The 18,476-nt window shown below is 68.7% G+C and carries 13 protein-coding genes and 4 pseudogenes; 8 read left to right on the top strand and 9 right to left on the bottom strand.

The genetic code is table 11. The annotated features are described in order from the left end of the window. The first annotated feature begins 11 nt into the window (after window positions 1-11). The 5 genes from ACH4K4_RS37660 (at window position 12) to ACH4K4_RS37640 (ending at window position 6,961) form a co-directional block, all read left to right on the top strand. Window positions 12-734, top strand: a complete 723-nt coding sequence (locus ACH4K4_RS37660) for an ABC transporter ATP-binding protein (RefSeq protein WP_398174530.1) — start codon at window positions 12-14, stop codon at window positions 732-734. Then, window positions 731-2,935, top strand: coding sequence for a hypothetical protein (locus tag ACH4K4_RS37655; protein WP_398174527.1), 2,205 nt, complete (start codon window positions 731-733; stop codon window positions 2,933-2,935). The genes ACH4K4_RS37660 and ACH4K4_RS37655 overlap by 4 nt, the downstream gene beginning before the upstream one ends. A gap of 854 nt (window positions 2,936-3,789) precedes the next feature. Continuing rightward, on the top strand, window positions 3,790-4,920 hold the full coding sequence (locus ACH4K4_RS37650; protein WP_398174524.1) for an RHS repeat-associated core domain-containing protein: 1,131 nt from the start codon (window positions 3,790-3,792) through the stop codon (window positions 4,918-4,920). A gap of 291 nt (window positions 4,921-5,211) precedes the next feature. Next, entirely contained in the window at window positions 5,212-5,823 is a 612-nt protein-coding gene (locus ACH4K4_RS37645) for an SMI1/KNR4 family protein (RefSeq protein WP_398174521.1), read from the top strand. Between the two features lie 166 nt (window positions 5,824-5,989). After that, the gene (locus ACH4K4_RS37640; protein ID WP_398174518.1) at window positions 5,990-6,961 is read left to right on the top strand and encodes a hypothetical protein; all 972 of its coding nucleotides are present in this window, start codon (window positions 5,990-5,992) and stop codon (window positions 6,959-6,961) included. A gap of 4 nt (window positions 6,962-6,965) precedes the next feature. Here ACH4K4_RS37640 and ACH4K4_RS37635 read toward each other — a convergent pair whose 3' ends face one another. From ACH4K4_RS37635 to ACH4K4_RS37615, 5 genes and pseudogenes are all read right to left on the bottom strand, one after another. Next, the gene (locus ACH4K4_RS37635; protein ID WP_398174515.1) at window positions 6,966-7,253 is read right to left on the bottom strand and encodes a hypothetical protein; all 288 of its coding nucleotides are present in this window, start codon (window positions 7,251-7,253) and stop codon (window positions 6,966-6,968) included. Between the two features lie 103 nt (window positions 7,254-7,356). Further along, a pseudogene (locus tag ACH4K4_RS37630) lies at window positions 7,357-7,927 on the bottom strand (transposase); the annotation flags it as partial. A 174-nt stretch (window positions 7,928-8,101) separates the two neighbouring features. Continuing rightward, window positions 8,102-9,196: a hypothetical protein gene (locus ACH4K4_RS37625; RefSeq protein ID WP_398174579.1), complete on the bottom strand. Its 1,095-nt coding sequence runs from the start codon at window positions 9,194-9,196 to the stop codon at window positions 8,102-8,104. Window positions 9,197-9,378: 182 nt separating this feature from the next. Next, window positions 9,379-9,489: pseudogene (locus ACH4K4_RS37620) on the bottom strand (IS5/IS1182 family transposase); the annotation flags it as partial. Between the two features lie 320 nt (window positions 9,490-9,809). After that, window positions 9,810-10,054: pseudogene (locus tag ACH4K4_RS37615) on the bottom strand (helix-turn-helix transcriptional regulator); the annotation flags it as partial. Window positions 10,055-10,316: 262 nt separating this feature from the next. Here ACH4K4_RS37615 and tpg point away from each other — a divergent pair. Beyond that, window positions 10,317-10,619, top strand: a pseudogene (gene tpg / locus ACH4K4_RS37610) (telomere-protecting terminal protein Tpg); the annotation flags it as partial. A 101-nt stretch (window positions 10,620-10,720) separates the two neighbouring features. Here tpg and ACH4K4_RS37605 read toward each other — a convergent pair. After that, window positions 10,721-11,782, bottom strand: coding sequence for a hypothetical protein (locus ACH4K4_RS37605; protein WP_398174512.1), 1,062 nt, complete (start codon window positions 11,780-11,782; stop codon window positions 10,721-10,723). Between the two features lie 194 nt (window positions 11,783-11,976). On the opposite strand from ACH4K4_RS37605, the gene ACH4K4_RS37600 reads away from it, so the two are divergent. Together ACH4K4_RS37600 and ACH4K4_RS37595 are read left to right on the top strand one after the other, a co-directional pair. Continuing rightward, the gene (locus ACH4K4_RS37600; protein WP_398174509.1) at window positions 11,977-12,198 is read left to right on the top strand and encodes a hypothetical protein; all 222 of its coding nucleotides are present in this window, start codon (window positions 11,977-11,979) and stop codon (window positions 12,196-12,198) included. Between the two features lie 56 nt (window positions 12,199-12,254). Then, the gene (locus ACH4K4_RS37595) at window positions 12,255-13,382 is read left to right on the top strand and encodes a hypothetical protein (RefSeq protein WP_398174506.1); all 1,128 of its coding nucleotides are present in this window, start codon (window positions 12,255-12,257) and stop codon (window positions 13,380-13,382) included. A gap of 100 nt (window positions 13,383-13,482) precedes the next feature. On the opposite strand, the gene ACH4K4_RS37590 is transcribed toward ACH4K4_RS37595, so the two are convergent. Genes ACH4K4_RS37590 through ACH4K4_RS37580 form a run of 3 tightly spaced genes read right to left on the bottom strand, consistent with a single transcriptional unit; the run spans window position 13,483 to window position 17,823 of the window. Continuing rightward, on the bottom strand, window positions 13,483-16,161 hold the full coding sequence (locus tag ACH4K4_RS37590; protein ID WP_398174503.1) for a Helicase associated domain protein: 2,679 nt from the start codon (window positions 16,159-16,161) through the stop codon (window positions 13,483-13,485). Between the two features lie 37 nt (window positions 16,162-16,198). Further along, window positions 16,199-16,888, bottom strand: coding sequence for a hypothetical protein (locus ACH4K4_RS37585; RefSeq protein WP_398174501.1), 690 nt, complete (start codon window positions 16,886-16,888; stop codon window positions 16,199-16,201). Beyond that, window positions 16,885-17,823, bottom strand: coding sequence for a hypothetical protein (locus tag ACH4K4_RS37580; protein WP_398174498.1), 939 nt, complete (start codon window positions 17,821-17,823; stop codon window positions 16,885-16,887). The genes ACH4K4_RS37585 and ACH4K4_RS37580 overlap by 4 nt, the downstream gene beginning before the upstream one ends. Between the last annotated feature and the right edge of the window lie 653 nt (window positions 17,824-18,476).

Raw genomic sequence — 18,476 nt, 5'->3', positions numbered from 1 at the left:
GAGAGGACACCGTGGGCAGCAAAGCTGAGGAAGAACAGGACACGCACCGAACGGCGCCGGGACCAGTGCTGGCAGTGCGAGGGTTGCGGTATGAGATTGCGAAGCGTGTACTGCTCGACGGAGTCGAGCTCCGAGCCGAGCCAGGGGAATCCGTCGCAATCACCGGGCCGAGCGGCAGCGGCAAGAGCACGCTGCTGTCCTGCATGCTCGGCCTGATCAAACCGCAGAAAGGCAGCATCGAAGTCCAGGGCAGCGACATCACCCGCATGGGGACTCGCGAACTAGCTCGGCACCGGCGCGACTCGACCGGCATGGTCTTTCAGTTTGGGGAACTGCTCCCAGAGCTCACACCGGTCGAGAACGTGGCCCTAGCCGCAATGCTTTCCGGTGTCAGCCACAAGCAAGCCTACGTGCGCGCCGCGGGGCTGTTATCCGACCTGGGCGTCCCGACCGACGCAGTGGCCACTGACTCCTTGTCAGGCGGCGAGCGCCAACGTGCCGCTGTCGCGCGGTCCCTGATCAACCAGCCGAGTCTGCTGCTCGCGGACGAGCCGACCGGGGCACTGGACGAAACCAACCGGGAAAGCGTCGCAGACCTGCTCTTCTCCATCCCGCAACGCTGGAACTGCGCCCTGGTCGTGGTCACCCACGACACCGCGGTGGCGGCCCGGGCCAATCGCCATCTCGCCCTGCACGAAGGCCGCCTGGCTGACCAGCCGAAGGCGGGCCGATGACCGGACACCGCCTGTGGTGGCAACTGCTGCGCATCGGCGCCGCCGCCGGTCGGGGAGCACAGGGCAGCCGTGTACGCCTCACTGCTCTGCTCTGCGCCACTCTGATTCTTACTGTCTCTCTGGGAGCCCTGGTCGCCGGATTCGCGACCTACGACGGTCGGGACCTTCGCGGCAAGGCCCGCGCCCCCCAATATGTGCAAGAAGGCTCCGGTCAAAAACCCGTCGCCCTGTGGCGTGGCCTCTTCGACACCGTCGGGCACACACAGCACTCAATTATCTTCATTGAACCACTGACCCACGATGCGCCTCTTCCGCCGGGGCTGAAACACTGGCCGCAGCCCGGCCAAGCCGCCGTGTCGCCGGCACTGGCGGACGCGTTAAAAGAGTCAGGAGACCACGACCGGTACGGGCAAACCGTCGAACAGATCACCCCCGAGGGGCTCGCTGTGCCCCGCGAACGTCTCGCCTACATTCGTCCGACTCAGCATCTCGGCAAGCCTCCCTTCTTGCAGCCCATCGCCGGCTTCGGCCGCGACGACGCCCCCGCCGCCGTCGGCGACAAGCTGTGGGTGCAGCCACTGTCGACCTTCGCACCCGCCCTGATCGGCCTGGTGCTGGCACCGGCCGCCGTCCTCGTGGTGATCGCCGCACGGATCGGTTCCGCCGGCCGCGACCGACGGACCGCACTCCTTCAGGCGATGGGAGCCACCGGAAGCGCCCGCGCCTGGGTCAACATCGGCGAAAGCCTGATGCCCGTCCTGGCAGGCGCCGGGCTCGGCACGCTGGTCCTGGCCGTCCCGCTCTTCAGCGACCTGCGCGTTCCCGTCGTCGGCTTCCAACTAGCGGCCTCCGACCTGCACCGCTGGGCCTGGGTCCTGGCCGCCACCGTGGCCATCGCGGTGGCGGCTGTGCTGACCGCCGTCGTCCTGGTGCAGCCGAAGAGTGCAAGGCCCGGCTCGACACGCCCGAAAGCAGCCAAGGGACGCGCCACCACGCGCATGGCCCTCCTGTGCCCGGTGATGCTCCTGCTGGCCGTACGTGGCACCGACCTCATCGGAGACGCCTTCGCGCCGCTGTACCTGCTCGTCTATACCATCGGCGTCATTGGAACCCTGGTAACACTGCCAGCCGTCGTAGCCCTCGCGGTCACCGTTGCTGGCCGGACACTGGTCCGGCTGGCACGCAAGGTGGGGTCCCCCGGCATGCTGGTGGCCGGCCGCTGGAGCGCCACGAGTCCCGGAGTGGTGACCCGTATGGTCGCCACGGTGATCGTCGCCATCGGCCTGGTTGCCCAGGTCCAGTTGTGGTCCTCCCGGCTCAACCCCGACATGCAGGCGGCCGCCACCACCCACAGTCGAATCGGCGACCAGGTGGTCACGGCCCGCGGTACCTTCACCCCACAACGCGCGGCGGATTTCACCACGGCGGTCCAGCGCATCTCGCCCGGCGGAGCGCAGGTCATCGGCCTGACCCCCGGGCCGGGAGGCGTACCTACCCTCACCGGCACCTGCCCCGCCTTCATCTCCCTGGGCCTGGCCTGTGACGGCAAGCAACGCACCGTCCAGGCATCGGACGGCACACCCGCCCTGCAAGAACTGATCCGCTGGTATGGACGGGCAGCCGACAAGGCCACGGTGCTCCCGCAGAACGCCGCCGTGACGGCGGACCGCATCCCGGCCCTCCTGGTCGCCGTATCGACCGACCAATCAGATCTTTCCGTCGAGCGGCTCCGCCACCTCGCATACGCCAAACTGTCCGTGGCACCGGACGTGGACGTCCTCGGAGGAGACTGGCTCAAAGGCGCGGCGCCCCAGGAGCGCCTCGCCACCTGGGTGATGTTCCTCGGTGTTACCGGCGTGCTCTTCCTGGCCCTCGGAGCTGCGCTGAACAACCTCTCCGACTTCCTGCGCTTCGCCTCCACCGTGGCGCCGATCAGCGTGCTCACCGGTCGGCGTACGGTCTTCTACTCCGTGGCTGCCTGGGCCATCCTGGTGCCGTTCCTGCTCGCCGGCTGCCTGGGCGCCCTCGCCGCCGTATGGCTGGGCAGCCCGCTCACCCGCCCCGGTGGTGGTGCACAAATGTCATGGCCCGTACTCGGATCCGGCATTGTCGTTGTGGAATTTCTGGCTGTTCTGTTCTGGCTCTGGGCCGCCTCGATATCCACACGCACCGCCGGCAGATGGCGACCACGAGCCGACTGACCGCACAGTCGGCACCATGTACGTAACAAACCGCGTAACCCCGTGGGCGGCCACATAACGTGGCCGCCCACCATGTTGTCCGTCCACGAGACAATTTGGCAGCCCGTTTCGGCCAGCGCTATCCAAACACAGTGTCTGGATGGCGGACCGGGCCGGGCTCGGCCGCGGAGCTCAGCCCGGATGCCGGGTTCTGTCCGGCCAGCTCTTGTCCGGTGAGTCGAGTTCGTGCGGCCTATAGTCCGGGAGGGCAGGGCCTTGCACGGCGCCGGTGAGGAGTGGGTCGTTCTGTGTGCCTATGGCTGGCTGTGAGGGGCCTGGCACCGCACCCACGAAAGGGCTTCCTTCCATCCGGGGAGGTCGAAGGCCCAGGAGGTGAGGACGCGGGCCGCAATATCGTGCCCCGCCATCTCGAACGGGCCCGGCACGTGGGCCTGGAAGTGTTGCTTGGGGCCGCCGCCCCAATATTCCAGCCGGCAGCTCCAGTCGTCATTGAGACGGACCTGCATGCAGTCCTGGCCGGGCGGCTCAGTGGAGAGGCGTTCCACGGTCACGCAGCGGTGGCGCCGGTTCATCTCGCTCAGCAGGTCGAGCAGCGTGTCCCTGGTGGGATTGTCGAAGGTTTGACCACTCCATGTGCGGGCTCACAGTGCTGGTGTCACCATGCCGCCGACTCTAATGAGTCCGGGACGGGGCTGCGCCCCGGTTGGTGCGGCAATCGGCACCGCGATGGACCCGCCCGGCGTCCCCTCACCCGCCCTGGCCGCCGGCTTCGCGCCTCGGTCACGCGTGGCTTCGCCAGGCCTTCGCCCCGGCCGGACGCGGCGAACCGGCTGGAAGCCAGCTGCCGTTGTCCGGTGGGGAGCGTCGGGTTGCTGCCCGGCGCGGGGTTCCTGCGGGTACGAGTCGTGGTCTTCCCGGAAAGCACACGGCCGGAGTGCTACGACGGCGATGGGGTACCGATCACGGTCCACTACGCCTACGACCCCGACGGCCGCCTGACCCACAAGACGCCCCGCGGCACCGCTGGCGCCGGCGACAATACCTACACCTACGACCAGGCAGGCCGCCTGTCCTCATGGACCAGCGGCGACGCCACCACCACCTACGAGTGGGACGCAGCCGGCAATCGCGTCAAGAACGGCGGCACCACCGCCAGCTACGACGAACGCAACCGGCTGCTCCAGGAAGGCAACACCACCTACCGCTATACCGCCCGAGGCACCCTGGCCTCCGCCACCCCCGCATCGGGCACGGCGCGTGAGCTGACGACCGACGCCTTCGAACGCCGGATCACCGACGGCGGCACCAGCTACGGATACGACTCCCTGGACCGCGTCACCGGACGCGGACAGACCGAATTCACCCACGACGGCGGATCCAACAACCTCGTCGGCGACGGCATGCACACCTACAGCCGCACCCCCGACGGCGCCCTGCTCGCCATGGGCGGCAAGGGCGAGAGCGCACGCCGCGCACTGACCGACCAGCACACCGACCTGGTGGCCGGCCTGTTCCCGGACGGCTCCGAGATCACCGGTTCCACCGCCTACGACCCCTTCGGCACGGTCACCGCCCACGAAGGCGCCACCGCGTCCCTGGGTTACCAGTCCGGCTGGACCGACCCGTCCACCAAAGAGGTCAACATGGCCGCCCGCTGGTACCAGCCGAACACCGGCGCCTTCGCCTCACGCGACACCTGGCGACTGCAGCCGACACCCTCGGCCCAGGCCAACCGCTACGTGTACGGCAACGGAGACCCGGTGGACCACACGGACCCGAGCGGACACGTCATCCCTCCGGTAATCGGAGGCATCGCAATCTGGGAAGCCGTCGGGTGGGGTACCGCAATCAGCATCGGCGCCGGCGGGGGAGCCCTGACCTACGACGAGTGGTCCCGCAACCACACGGGCGGCGTCACCGGGACGGGATCGTACAGCTTCGCCTGGAACGGCTGCCGCTCCGCGCGGGGAAGGACGCCTGGTTGACCACATGGTGAGCTTCGAGTCACGGGTCAAACAGGCCGTGAAAGCCGGCCAGGTTGTCGAATACCAAGTGACACCTGAGTACTCCGGGCCCCGCACCGTTCCGGTCGCCTTCCACCTGCGGGCGCATGGGTCCTTCCCGGACGGCAGGGCAGGCGGCCTGTCGTTCGATGAACCGGTGCCGAACTCACTCTTCAGCCCCCAGCGCGGGTGGAAGAATCTGGGATTGTTCACCTCCGGAGGGAACCCGGTTCCCACCGGAGGAACACGATGACAAGAAAGGGAGAAGCAGAAATGGACGAAGCGACGTGGGGTGAACTGATCCGTGTGATGCCCCCGCACGCCGGCGCAGGAGACAGCGGCATCGATTGGGTAGACGTTGAAAATGCCTGGGGTACACGCCTTCCAGGCGATTACCGCAGATTCATCACGGTCTACGGAGAAGGTGGCCTCAATAATTTCCTGGCGGTACTTTCGCCGCGGACGACAGGCGATAACGGCCTTGAGTCAGAGATGGCGCAAGAGACGGCCAACGCACGCGGCGAATGGGAGCCAGTTCCCGTCGGCGGCCCAGATGCCGTCCCGCTGATCGCATGGGGCGTAGACGCTAACGGCGACATCCTGTGCTGGCTGACCACCGGTAATGACCCGGACCAGTGGCCCGTAGCCGTCTGGGGGCGACACGCGGACACTCCGTGGACCGTCTACGAATGCAACATGGCGGAATTCCTGGTGAAAATGTTCAGGGCTGAATTCGCCGAGTGCCCACTCAGCGGCACGGACCTGTGGGGCGAAAGTCACATCACCTTCCTTTGTCGCCGTGAAGAAAAGCGACTCCGCGCCCAAGGGATCAACCCCTGGACCGGAGAAGCCAACCCCTACGCGCAAACGGACGTTGACGACTGAAACACTGCGAAGGGTTCCTCCCTCACCGAAACCGGAATCTGACGTGTGCTCCAAGGGGGACAGAGGTACACGTTGCTGGTTACGCATCTTCTCGGTAACCCCAAAACCGGCCCCAGACCGCCCCTGATGAATGACTCCGGAGGCCGCGCCCGTCACCGACACGGCCGTGGCCTCCGACACAGCTGCCGGAGTCGCCTTCCTGCTCATCCTCGTCCGCAACCCGAGCACTTACGCACTCCTGGCGGACCCCGAAAACCCGCTGCGCCTGACGGGCATCGTGGCCGGGGCCCTCCTGGCCCGTGTGGGACACTGGCGTCCGCGCCCGGCAGAACCGCAACTGGTGACCCGCTGCCGCAACCACCTCTACCGCCTGCAGACCACCCAGACCTCCTCGCACGCGCTGACCACCGGCGCCTCCCAGATGCTGAGCCTGGGCACCTCCCACATGTCCTCCATCTCCACCATCCCCCCGAACTTCCCCGCCCTGGTGGAGGACTTCCGCACCCTGCTGGCACGCATCGCCGCGGAGAACGCCGCGCAGGGCAAAGCCGTGGTCATCGCCATCGATGAGGTGGACCGCCTCGGCTCCGCCCCCCAGGCCCTGGCCTTCCTCAGCGAGATCAAAGCCATCCTCGGCGTGCCTCACGTCTACTACCTGATCTCGGTCGCCGAAGACGTCGGAGCCGCCTTCGTGCGCCGCGGCCTGCCTCACCGCGATGTCACCGACAGCTCTCTGGACGACATCCTCCACGTCCAGCCCAGCACCCTCGCCGAGTCGCGCACCATCCTCACCACACGCTCCGAAACCCTGGCTGGCCCCTACGCCGCCCTCGCCCACGCCCTGTCCGGCGGCGTCCTGCGCGACCTCCTGCGCTACGGGCTGCAGATCAAGGAGATGCAGGACAAGTCGCAGTCCCACGAGCTCACCGTCATCTCCCGCCACCTGATCATGGAAGAGCTCTCCGAAACCCTCGCCGGCTTCCGCACCCTGCTCAGCAACCAGCGCTGGACCGACGACACCAGCGGCATCCTCAGCGCCTTCCGCACCCTGTGCGGCTACCTGCGCACCCCCTTGTCCGTGCACGGAAGGCGCCCTGCAGCAGGCCCTGGAGGACTTCGCCTTCCACACCGGCGATGACCGCTCACGGCTGAACGACGGTGAGCTGGCCGACGATGCCCGCCAGCTCATCGACGAAGCTTCCGCATACGCCTACTTCTCCCTCACCCTGCTCGACATCTTCAGCACCAGCCGACTCGCCCACCGTGCCCAACAAGCCGCCGCCCACGGCCCGGACGGTGATGCAGAACGGCTGGCCGAAGCACGGCAGGAACTCGGCATCTCCCCGCACAGCGCCCGTCGACTGATCAAAACCATCCGCCGCGCCTGGTCCTTGCCTCTGCAGCCAGTGTCCAACCTCAACGTCCCGCACCCCCGACCAGGAAACTGTCCTCTTCATTCAGCACCGGCCAGCTAAGAGGCTGGCCAGCTCGGCGCTCAGACAGTGTGGGTCGCGAAGGACTCGGCGAAGACGGTCAGCCTGCCGATTTCCTCCCGCTGCGAATGCGAATGCGGGCGCGTTCGCGACGCTGCGCCGCGAGGACTCGGGGCGGCGAGCGTTGGCGTTGCGCCAGCGGAGGTGAGTGTGCAGGGCCTGGGTCTGCACACTGTGGTTGCGGTGGTTGGAGTTGGCGGCCGTGAACTGCTGCAGTGGCCAGAGATGAGCTTCAATTGGGTGGGCCCAAGAGGCGTAGGCCGGGCTGAAGCCCAGCTCGACGCGGTTCTTCTTCGCCCAGCGACGGATCTTGTCGCCCTTGTGGGCGGACACGTTGTCCAGGTTGACGCAGATCGGGGCGCCGTCCGGGCGCGCGGCCAGGATCGGCCTTGGTGCAGCGAGGGCGTTCACCGCACCGCTCTTGCGGCGGTTGACGCCCCACAACCAGTCGTCGCCGACGGCATAGCAGCCATGGAAGTACCGCACCCCGTTGGTGTGGTGGTAGGTCGCGGGATGGCGCTCGGGGTGACTGGCGGAGTCCGGCCGGCCCCGGCGGTGGTGCGGATACCGAGCGGCCCGAACTCGTCGAACGTGAACACGCGGTCCGGGAAGCTGCCGCGACGGGTTGTCCCTGGGTTCGTCCTGGGTGCTGGCCCGGCGGGCAGCGCAACGCCGCCCGCCGAGTGGCCTTCGCTTGCCTGGCGCCGTGCGTCGTGGGGCTGACCTACGTCCTCGTCATCGTCAATCGGCCCTGAGCCTCGGCGCTGCCCTCGCGACGGCCGGCTTTAGGAGCGGGTGGCAGTCGCGCAGTCGCTGCCCATGGCTGTCGTGCGATTGCTCGAGTCGATCGGCTTGCTGCGGTCGTACGGGTCGACCCGGTGGGCCTCGTCGGCGGGCTGCTCGTGCGCTGTGCCGAAGGGCGGCACGAAGTAGCCGGTCGGGGCGGAGCAGCCGCCGTTGGTCATATCGAGCGCGTACGAGACGAGGGACATCGTGCCCGGTTCAGTGATGACCTTGGCCGGGTCGTCCCAGCTCATCACCACCTTGCGCCGCACGATCGTACGGACGACCTCGGCATCCCGCCCGCCGTCGCCCGCTGGGGTGACCGGGTAGACAAAGGTGACGTCCGCCGTCACCTCGACCGCCCCCCGTTTCCCTTCCTGGTATGTGAGCCGGCCGCGCGTCTTGACCACGTCACCGACCAGCCGGGCCTGCTCCGGCCGAAAGCGGCTGAACAACAGCAACGGGTCGGCCTGGGGAGCGGGCGCCGTCGACGACAGGGCTCTACGGAGATACTCCTGGACGTCCGTCTGGTGCGGGTTCAGCAGCGCGATCGCCGTCGCGGGCCGCTCGCCACGCAGCACGCCGGAGTCGAGACCTGCGGCCACCAGGAAGTCACGGCTTTGCCGCAGTGCCCGCTCGACCTGAGCGGCGTCCATCCAGCCGGTCGCCCTGGCCGGTGGCACCGTGATCCCTGCCGCTCCGTCGGCCCAGCGGGCGGCAGGTGAACCCCGGAACGGTTCGGCGAGGGTAGGGCGCAAAGCCGTCCCGGCGCCGGGCGCCTCCCGCAGGCGTTCCGACTCGGCGGCCGACGGCGCCCCGTCCCGCCCGCCGTCGCTGCCACCGAACCAGCCGACGACCTGCTGCGGGAAGACCCCCACGACCAAGAGGACCACAGCCGCCACCAGCCCGGTCACGTACCAGCCTGTTCTGCTGCGCCGGGGCCGGGCCGGTGAGTACGAACGCCAGCCCTCCGCCTGCCTGGGACGCTCCCGCAGCCGCCGCTGCACCTCACGGGCACGCGCCGACGGCTCCACAGGGGCCCCGGCTGCACCCGTCACCGATTCACGCAAGAACCGTTCCCACTCCTCGTCGGACACGGACGACCCGTCCCGCTCCCCAGCCCCACTCACACCGCACTCCCATTCTCGCCCGATTGCTCGACGCCCGATGATTCGATCAGGCGATCGGTTGATTGTGCACCGTCGACCGAGAGCCGCCCGCATGCTCGCGTGAGCAAGCCGCTGGCATGCCGGGTAAGTGGGTAAAGTGTCAGTTCGCCGCGCTGTCCGTCGTTGTCCTCTTCCTCGCCTTGCAGCAGCGGTCGGCCACGACGTTTGCGGTGCGGGACGACCAGGCCCGTATGGGCGTACGCACCGTTGCCGAGCACGGTCACGTCCCGGCTGTGCTCGGCCAGACCTGCTGTGATTTTCGGGGGGTGTGGTTGGGGTGAGGGGCGGGGTGTGAGCTGGGGTGTTGTGGGTTTTCTGGGATGGGTTGTTGGGGGTGCGGGTGGGCCGGGGTGGGGTGTGGGCTGGTGTTGTGCGGGGTGTGGAGGGATTGATGTTGGTGTGCTGGAGGTGGTGGTCCGGGTGTAAAGGCTCGGATGGTGTTTTCGCGGGTCAGGGTGTGGTGGGTCGGGTGGGGGCCGGGTGGCGGTGTGGTCGCCTGCTGTGTGGTGACGGCTTTGGCGTCGGGGTGTTGTCCGTTGTCCGGCGCTGGTGGGTGGTGTCCTCGGCACAGTGTGCCGAGGAGGTCTTCGAGGGGGTGTTCAGGGTGTGGGCGAGGGCGTGCCAGGTTTTCAGGGAGCCGGTGGTGCGGCCCTGTTCGATGTCGATGAGGGTGCGGCGGGCCAGGCCGCTGCGGGCGGCGAGCTTGTCGTAGCTCCACCCGCGGGCGGCCCGCAGGTGCGCGAGGTGTCGCCGTAGCGCGTCGAGGTCCGGATCGGGCGGTGTCATGGAGCGTCCTCGATCATTGGGGTGTTTTGCACGGGGCCGTGGGGGTTTGAGGTAGCGGAGGGTAGGGCGTGCATGTGCGCGTGCTGGGTTCCCCGTCCTGCCGCTGCCCCAGCCGACTTCGCACGCGAGACGCTCGGCTTCGGCTGACCCGACGACAGCGCAGCCGGCCGGAGGAACACCCTGTCCGGCCCCACTGCCCGCTTCCGGCTGCTCCCCGGCTGAGACGGATGCGCGGTCTCCAGGCCGTCCAGCAGGACCTCCCCAGGCGCGGCAGAAGGCAGCGACAACCGGCGGCATCGTCATCGACACCCGCGCCCGCACCGGCTACACCGCACTCATCGGCACGACGGACGAGGACCGCCTCCGGCACCTGACCGTCGCGTTGCCGCCCCGCTACGCCGCCCGCCTTTTCGATGCCCAGGAGCAGGAGGCCAGCGGTCAGCAGCTCCAGCGGGGCGCCGCCGAAGCACTCAAAGAGATGTACTTCCAGGACAACGGCCACCGCGCGGGCCAACTGGAGGAAGCCCGCTTCACGGACATCGAGCATCTCGAGTCCGACCTGTAGCAACAGCGCCCGAACAGCCTGCGAGCCCGGACCGATCGGTCCGGGCTCGCCGACGTATCCACAGCAGGGGATCGGATGCTCATGCACGAGATGCCCACGTCCTACTCCGGAGGCGGCGTCACCAGCTTCGTAGCGCTCGGGTCGACGTCCGCTGCACAGGCCAGGGTCGGCAGGTCGCGGTCGAGCAGGCCGTTCATTTCGATGGCCGCCCGGCTGAGCAGGTGGGCGGCTTGGACGGACTGGCCGTCGGCGACGGCGGCGTAGAACCGGGCGGCGTAGGTAATGGCGTCGACATCGCCGATGCTGTCGGACATGCCGATGGCGAACGGCACGGTGTCGACCAGCTTCCCGGTCTGGGCTGCGGAGTGGCAGGAGTTGAGCAGGACCAGCAGCGGCTTGTCGTCCACGGCGGCGATGGCCCGGGCGAAGGCGCCGGCGCTGACGATGGCACCTTCGTGGAAGCCGTCCTCGCCTTTCTCGAATGCGATCAGGTCCTGCGTGCTGTGACCGGAGAAGTGCACGACGTGGGGACGGAACCGGGTCAGTGCGTCCAGGAAGACATCCGCCGTCGCGGCCGGGTGAAGATCCAGGTCGACAAGGTCCCGATGGGTGGCACTCTGCACGGCCGCGCGAATCCTCTGCTGTTCCTGGCCGACTCGCAGGTCACCGGCGGAGGCGGCTGCCAGCAGCAGAACCCGCAGTTTCTCCGGCTTCGGCGCCCGCAGTTCCCTCATCACCGTGCGCACCTGACCCTCCGTCGTCGACAGGCGGCTCTCGAGCTTCTGCTGCTCAGCCGCGGCACGCCGCTCCGTCTTCTGCTGTTCACGCTGGCGAGCCTTCTCCGCGGCCGCCCGCTCAGCCTGCTCCGCCTTCGCCAGCTTGGCCGACAGGTCAGCTGCCTCCTTCGAGAGCTTGCCGACCTTGGCGCTCCACGTGCTGGCGTCCTGGCCAGCTTTGTTGGCCTCGTCCTCGTACCGCTGGGCAGCACGCTGCTTGCTGTTGACGGTGCCCTGACTGCTCGCCTTGGCGGCTGCGGCTTTCTCCTTCGTGGCCTTCGCGCGCTTGTCGGCTTCCTTCTTGCGGAACTCGCCGACCTTCTTCTCCGCGTCAGCGCGAGCCCTGTTCTTTCTGTCCAGCTGGCTCCGGTAGTAACTGGCATTCATAGGCGTGCCTCTCTGCGGTTCCCGTCTCGCCAGGCTATGGCCACCCACTGACAACGCCCTCGCCGCTTCCCGCAGCGTTCCTGCAGGTGTGGCGGCAAAGCGGGCAGTCCTGTGCGGTCCCGCTGACGATCGTGGCGGACGGGTCACGTTCCTTGCCCCGAAGGCCACCTGAGCGCTGGTAGATACTGGCCGCCATGGCAGAAGGCACCGATCCGCAGCAGGACGTCACCTACCGGGCGCCGGTCGGCTCCGTCGATCTCAAGGCGTTCGACGAAGACGGCAACTCGTACGAGATCCGTGCGTGCCACGACTGTCTGCCGTGGCACGCGGAGGTCGTGGTCGTTGCCGGGGAAGTCCTCGTCCGGGAGTGGCACGCGGTGGGATGTCCGCAGTTCCAGGAGCTCATCCGGAACTGATACGGGAATTCATCGCCCAGGGGCGGGACACATCTCCTATGGGTGATGATGTTGTGATGAGTCTGGATCTGAGCAACTACGAACTCCGCTGGCCCGCATCGCTGTTCATATCCGAGGGCGAGCGCGTGCTCCGGTCCGCGGGCTTCTGGCAGGACCGGGCTATCTGGCTCATGACGGAGGCCCTGGCCGGCACAACCGCAGTCGCCGACTTCGAGGACCTGCCCAACCACACCGCGCCAACATCCGATCCCTGGGCGACCACCGCCACCGGCTGGGGCACTAAACGGACCGTGATGGACCAGCACGACTGGTTCACCGAACTCATCCGCCGGGCGCCCGAGCTCAGGCATGCGTCCGCGCCCCGGCCGTACTGGCCGCAGCGCCGCGGCAATGGGCTCGCTCACGATGGCAGTACTGTGCGGGACACCCGACGGGACTTCGCACGGCTCATCGGCGAGTTCGCCGACAACGGCTACCTGGTCGAAGCCTTCGGCGAGGAATGCATCGACGATCACAGCGAGCTGCCTGACCCCTCCGACGTGATCGACAGGCGACTTGGCATCCCTGATCTGTGGCCGCTGGCGCCGGAGACGTGGGGCGAAGACACCTTCTACGGGCTGATCGAGGTGTTCCACGACCTGGTGAGCCGCCCCCGTACACGGCGCTTCCACTCCTACAGCGGCTGCGGATGGCACCACTCGGAGTTTCACAACGGCCCGGCACGCGTCCTGTACCGGTGGAAAGTCAACCAGCTATTGCGCGAGGCCGACATCGATTACGAACTGGCCGCCGAGGGCGAGGACCTCGGGCGCCTGGTCGCCGTCACCGACGATGCCCGAAGCCAGCTGGTGCACCGCGCCCTCAACGACAGCCCACCCGACACCACCGCCGGCGTCCGCCACGCCATCGCCCTCTTCCGAGGGCGTGACACGTCAGCCGAGAGCAAGCGATCAGCCATCTTCAACCTCGCCCGCATCCTTGAGGAACGCCGTGCCCTGATCAAGCAGCACCTCGGGAAGGACGAAGGCGCGCTGTTCGAGATCGCCAACCGCTTCGACCTGCGCCACCGCCGGGCCGACCAGCGCGGCGAGTACGACGAAGCATTCCTCGACTGGATCTTCTGGTGGTACCTCGCCACGGTAGAGCTGACCAACCGGCTGATCGCGTCGCGGAGCCTCGCCTGAGCCGTGGCGCCGAACGTGCTTCCCCGATCGGGTGACTGTCTCAGTAGTAGCCCTGTTCGGAGGGCGGCCCGTACTGTTCGATGAGGTCGCAGGTACCGAGTCAGGCCCATTCGACGCCCAGTTCCCGCAGCGTTTCCCGCTGTTCGGGGGTGAGCTTGTCCCGCCGGCTCTTGGTGTTCGAGAGCCACACTCCCAGCTTCACGGTCACCGGCGCGTCCTCGCCTTCGAGGGTGAGCTGCTCTGTGTGGTTTCTGGGGACGCGGTGGTGGCCTTCGCGGGCGATGTACTGGGCGAGGGCCGCAACACCGCGCTGGAAGGCCGCTGCCGTCTTCCCGGCCGTCTTCCCGGCGCCCTTGGCCGCCGGGGCCGCAGCGGGCCGCTCGGCGGGTTTGACGCCCAGCTCGGACAGCCGCCGCTGCTGTTCCTCCGACAGCTCCGCCCACGCGTTCGCCTGCCGCTCCAGCCACCGCCCGAGATCGTCACCGTCGAAGAGCACGCCGGGCTGGATCTCGGCCAGGATGGTGGGGCCGTCGGCGTCGAGGAGGTCGGCGAGCACCCGGTAGTGCCGCTGCCAGTCCAGCGGCCAGGAGCAGTTCCAGTCCGGGTCGATCGTGGTCAGCTGCTTCGCGCGCTCCGCCGCCCGTTCCGCGTCCTTGCCCAGGCCGCCCTTCCTGCGGAGGTTGGCCATGTGTTGCCCGACGGGCATCAGGCCCTCGGCGTCGCTCTCGCCCCACATGGTGTCCTGCCGGGGGGCGAGGTGTCCGGTGGCTCGCCGGTAGGAGCGCAGCGCGGCGAGCTTGTTCTCCCAGGCTTCTTCGCCCGGCTCCCACACCATCCCGGCCTCCGGGGTGTCCAGGAGTTCCTTGCGCCGCGGCTCCAGCTCACCTGCCCGCAACGCCTTCCGCTGTTGGTGGACCCAGCGCCCAAGCGGGAAGTCCTCGGTGACGCCGACGGTCGTCTCGATGTCGTAGGGGACGGCGTACAGGCCGGTGATCTTGTTCTCGGCGCGCCAGCGGATGAGGGCCTGGTAGCCCTGCAGCCATACGAGGGGCTCCGGCCGGTAGACCCGCGTGCGCAGGAATGCTGCGATGGTGGTGGCGTCGCGCGGGGTGGAGAAGTGCAGCAGCGCCGACTCGGCCGCCGCGTCCGTGTCGTCCTGCTCCTGGTCCTCACCGTCGCCTTCGGTGCCGGCGCCGATGATCCGGCCCTGCTCGTCGCGTTTGACGTGCACCTTGCGCCGCTGGTGCTTGCTGCGGGTCAGGGCGCGGGAGGCGAGCTGTTCGACCATGCGCTCGTCGTGGGAGCGCAGGCCCTGGAGTACGGCTACGAGGGGGCGGAAGCTGGCGGAGGCGACCATGTCGGTCGGGTTCTCGCCGGGCTGGAGGAAGACGGGGACGATGACGCGGGCGGTCTTCGTACGGCCGTCGCGGTTGGGGCGCAGCGCCCGGCCGATGTTCTGCATGATCTCGACCTGGGAGCCGCGGGTGTCGGCGAAGCAGATCGCTTCGACTCCTCGTTCGCCGGTGATGTCCACGCCCTCTCCGAGCACGCGTACGGAGGCGAGGAAGGCGCGGTGCACCCGGCGGCCGGCCGCGTCGATGCCGTTGGCGAACTGGCGCAGCACCTCGCGCCGCTCGCTGACGAGGTGGTCGCCGCACAGCCACGCCGCCCACACGCGGTCCGGCGGGACGTGGCGGCCGGCCTCCAGATCGTAGAACTGTGCGTCGATCGACGACGCGGGGAGCTGGTCCGCGGCCGCCAGGTCTTCGTCCGAGGCGTCGTTGACGTACAGCTCCGCCGCCGTGTGCGGCAGCTTGTCCGCGAACGCCGCGGCCTCCTCAACGCTCTGGTGGAACGTCATCACGGTGCGCAGGTTCCACCGCGCGGCGTGCTCCAGCAGCGCCGTCTGCAACAGGGCCAGGCGCCGGCCGCGCTGCGCCTCCTCGGATTCCCCGAGGGCGGGGGAGGGGTCGCGGATCTCCAGCACGTCGATCTCGAAACCCGCGAGGATGCCCCGCTCGATGGCTTCTGAGAGGCCGAGCTCGGCCAGCCACCGCCCGTAGGTCCCGTCCGGGTCGTCGGCCATGCTGGCGATCTCCAGCTCCTTGCCGTCCTTGCCCTTCCGGGGCCGGGGCGCGGCCAGGATCCGCGGGGTGGCGGTGAGGTAGAGGCGGAAGAGAGAGGGGATCCGCTGGTTGTCGTGGATGGCCGCCCACGGCCGCCCGAGGTCCCCGGCGGTTCCGTGGGCCTCGTCCACGATGGTCAGGTCGAAGCCGTCCATCCGCTGCCCGTACAGCCGCTCCCCGCCCGCCAGCGCGGCCTCCAGCGGCCCGCGCACCTTCCGTTGGCCGGACGGGTCTTCCGGGTCATCCCGGTCCACCAGCGAGGCGTACGTGGCGAACACGACGACCGGCCCGTGCCCGGCCCACAGGGCGAGCTGGATCGGATTGGTGGTAGTGCGCACCCCCAGCTCGTTGAGCACCGGGTCGTTCTCCAGCCCGCACACCCCGACCATCGGCGCGGTGTGCCCCACGGCCCGCCACGCCTGGGCGGTCTGCACGAGCAGGTCCAGGATCGGCACGGTGACGAGGATCCGGCCGCCCGGGAAGCAGTCCAGGGCGCTCGCGGCTGCCATGATCGTCTTGCCGGAGCCGGTCGCGGACACGATCGTGCCCCGCTCACCCTCCGGAGGCACAGACGATCTTGCAGGGAATCCTACCCACTTACGGAACGCGGCCCGCTGGTCTACCTGGTGTTCCTTGAGCGGAATCGCTGACATTTCCTTGCCTTCCCGGTGCCGGAATTCCTGTGGTCTTTCAGATAGCCGCGTGCGGAATGCAGGCCGCGCCGGAGTCGTTCCAGATCGACGCACCGGCCTTGTGCCAGCCGCCGGGCTTTCCGTCCTTGAAGGGCGGCTTGTCGTCCGGGTCGTAGTGCCCGGCATCGAGCGTGCAGACGATGACGTCCCCGTCGGCGTTCCTCGTGCGTGCGGTGCACAGGCCGCTGGCCTCGCCCAGGGCTTCCAGTGCCCGGCGCCGCGCTGTGGTGTACGGGTGGGTACGCGGTAGCACGGTCTCTCGGACGAACGCCTGCAGGCGCTCCAGGTCGGCCCGCTCACGCTGGCGCACGTCCGCGAGGTGTACGGCCAGCTCCGCAGCCCCGGCCGACCGGCCGCCACGCCGTGACCAGTCCCGGTCGGCGATGCCCACCAGGGCCTTGCTCACGGCCGTCACGCCGTCGTCCCAGCCGTCCGCGAAATCTGCGCCCAGGGAGGCCGGTGCCCTGCCGCCCAGCCCGACCACTTCGCACTGCGCCCCGGCGACTGCTCCGGCTTCCAGTGCGGCGACCAGGTCGTCCGCCTCGTTCGCGGGCACGCCCTGGGCGGCCAGGAGCGCGAACATTCGCAGCCGGGCGTTCACGCCGGCCGTCTGGTACTGGCTCACCCGCCGTACGGGGTCCTCGCTCAGGTCGCCGGCAGGCGCGGGAGTGTCCTGGTGCCCGTTCACTGCTCGCTCCTCGGGCTTGTGACGGCCAGGCCGTGGTGGTCGAGGTAGGCCAGGAGGAACAGGGCCAGGGCCCGTCCGGGGTCACTGGCGTGCTGAATCCCGGGCGGCTCGCTGGTCCAGCCGAACGTGGCCTGGTGGAGCCGGGGGTGAACGCCGTTGATGTGCGGGTCGGGGAAGACGACGGCGCGGGTGAAGAAGTCGTCCAGGAGGCTGAGGAGTTCCGCATCCGGGTTGTCCGGCTCTCGGCTGCGCACGGTGGTGGTGGCGTTCTCCAGGATGGTGGTGAGGTACCGCTGGCGCGCCTCCTCCTGCTGCCGCAGCTCGCTGGACGGACTCTCCTCGGCCACCTGCACCACCCGGTACATGCCCTGGTCCCCGTACAGGCCATCCGGCCTCTCCAGAACCTTCCGGGCCTTGGCGACGGCCTCCTCAACCGACCGCCCGTAGGCATAGTTCGTCACCATGGCAGCGCCCGGGTGCGCCGGGTCATTGCATAGCGCCACGATCCGGTAGCGGATCAGGTCAGTGGGCTCCCCACCGTCCTGCGGGAGGTCGCTGTCGGGCCCGGGCTCGGTCTCGGCCCGCGCCACGGGCGCGTGCCCTTCCAGAGTGCTGGTGCCGTCCAGTTCGGACTGCCACTGGTCGAAGCTCTCGCCTTCCTCCTCGTCCAGCTGGTAGTCGAGGTCGTACTTGTCCTCGCTCAGCAGACGGGCACTTTCGACGGCCGACTCCGTCTCCCGGGCCCGCTCCCACAGGTCGTCCGTGGCGCGCAGCAACTGGTGCCGGCCACGCCAGAGCGCGGTCATCAGCCCCACGATCGCAGTGGGAGCTGCCAGAGCGGGGACGGGCAGCAGCCCGGAGTCCTTACGCCCGGACTCGCCGACGACCGTGTACGACCAGTCTCCCGAAGGCCCCTGGCGCGACGACCACGACAAGGTGACACCCGGCTGATCCTCCGACGGGCCAGCAAGGAAATGCACCGGCTTCACCCAGGACCAGGAAGCGGTAAAGGCTTCATCGTTGCCCGGTCCGCGCTGTACCGAGAATGATCCTCCGGAGAACTCACTAGCGCGAAATTCCTTCTCGACCGCTTCCGCGTAACGCTTCCAGAATCGGAAAGTTTGCACGTGCCATACCAACCTTCCTTCCGGTATCACCCCCGGCCGCTCCGGGGGTGTCCCGTGTTTTCGCCAACGCTACATGCTGCATCACTCTGCTGCACACGCTACACTGAAACCCGGCCTCGAACGAGCGACCCCCATCCCCGTAGCCAGCCGGACCCGCGGAGCGGGTCTTCGGGAAGTGAAGGCGCAGCCGTAACGGACCGTCAGGGCGGGGGAGCGCAGCGGACCCGCCCCGGAGTGCGCAGCACTCAGCAACACCCCCACAGGAGGCCCCACAAGCCGCACCAGGCACACCCGACCAACTCGGGCCGCGCACCGCGCGGCCGCCGGGCGCGCAGCGGCCGGCCCCACCGATCCCCGAAGCGCAGCGCAGGGGATCACCCACCGCTCCGCGGTGGGTGCGGTGAGCGCAGCGAACCGCTGCGCTTGCACATCGCGCAGCGATGTGGTACCCGCTCCGCGGG

The sequence above is a fragment of the Streptomyces sp. NPDC017529 genome, from assembly GCF_044329785.1.
Lineage (GTDB): Bacteria > Actinomycetota > Actinomycetes > Streptomycetales > Streptomycetaceae > Streptomyces.
Note: the sequence above shows the minus strand (reverse complement) of the source record. Positions and strands in the feature narration are given on the sequence as shown.

Excerpts from the sequence above, each read along its gene's own strand:
- ACH4K4_RS37655 (WP_398174527.1), top strand. The coding sequence starts at position 731 with ATGACCGGACACCGCCTGTGGTGGCAACTGCTGCGCATCGGCGCCGCC.
- ACH4K4_RS37645 (WP_398174521.1), top strand. The coding sequence starts at position 5,212 with ATGGACGAAGCGACGTGGGGTGAACTGATCCGTGTGATGCCCCCGCAC.
- ACH4K4_RS37605 (WP_398174512.1), bottom strand. The coding sequence starts at position 11,782 with ATGAATGCCAGTTACTACCGGAGCCAGCTGGACAGAAAGAACAGGGCT.
- ACH4K4_RS37600 (WP_398174509.1), top strand. The coding sequence starts at position 11,977 with ATGGCAGAAGGCACCGATCCGCAGCAGGACGTCACCTACCGGGCGCCG.
- ACH4K4_RS37595 (WP_398174506.1), top strand. The coding sequence starts at position 12,255 with ATGAGTCTGGATCTGAGCAACTACGAACTCCGCTGGCCCGCATCGCTG.
- ACH4K4_RS37590 (WP_398174503.1), bottom strand. The coding sequence starts at position 16,161 with ATGTCAGCGATTCCGCTCAAGGAACACCAGGTAGACCAGCGGGCCGCG.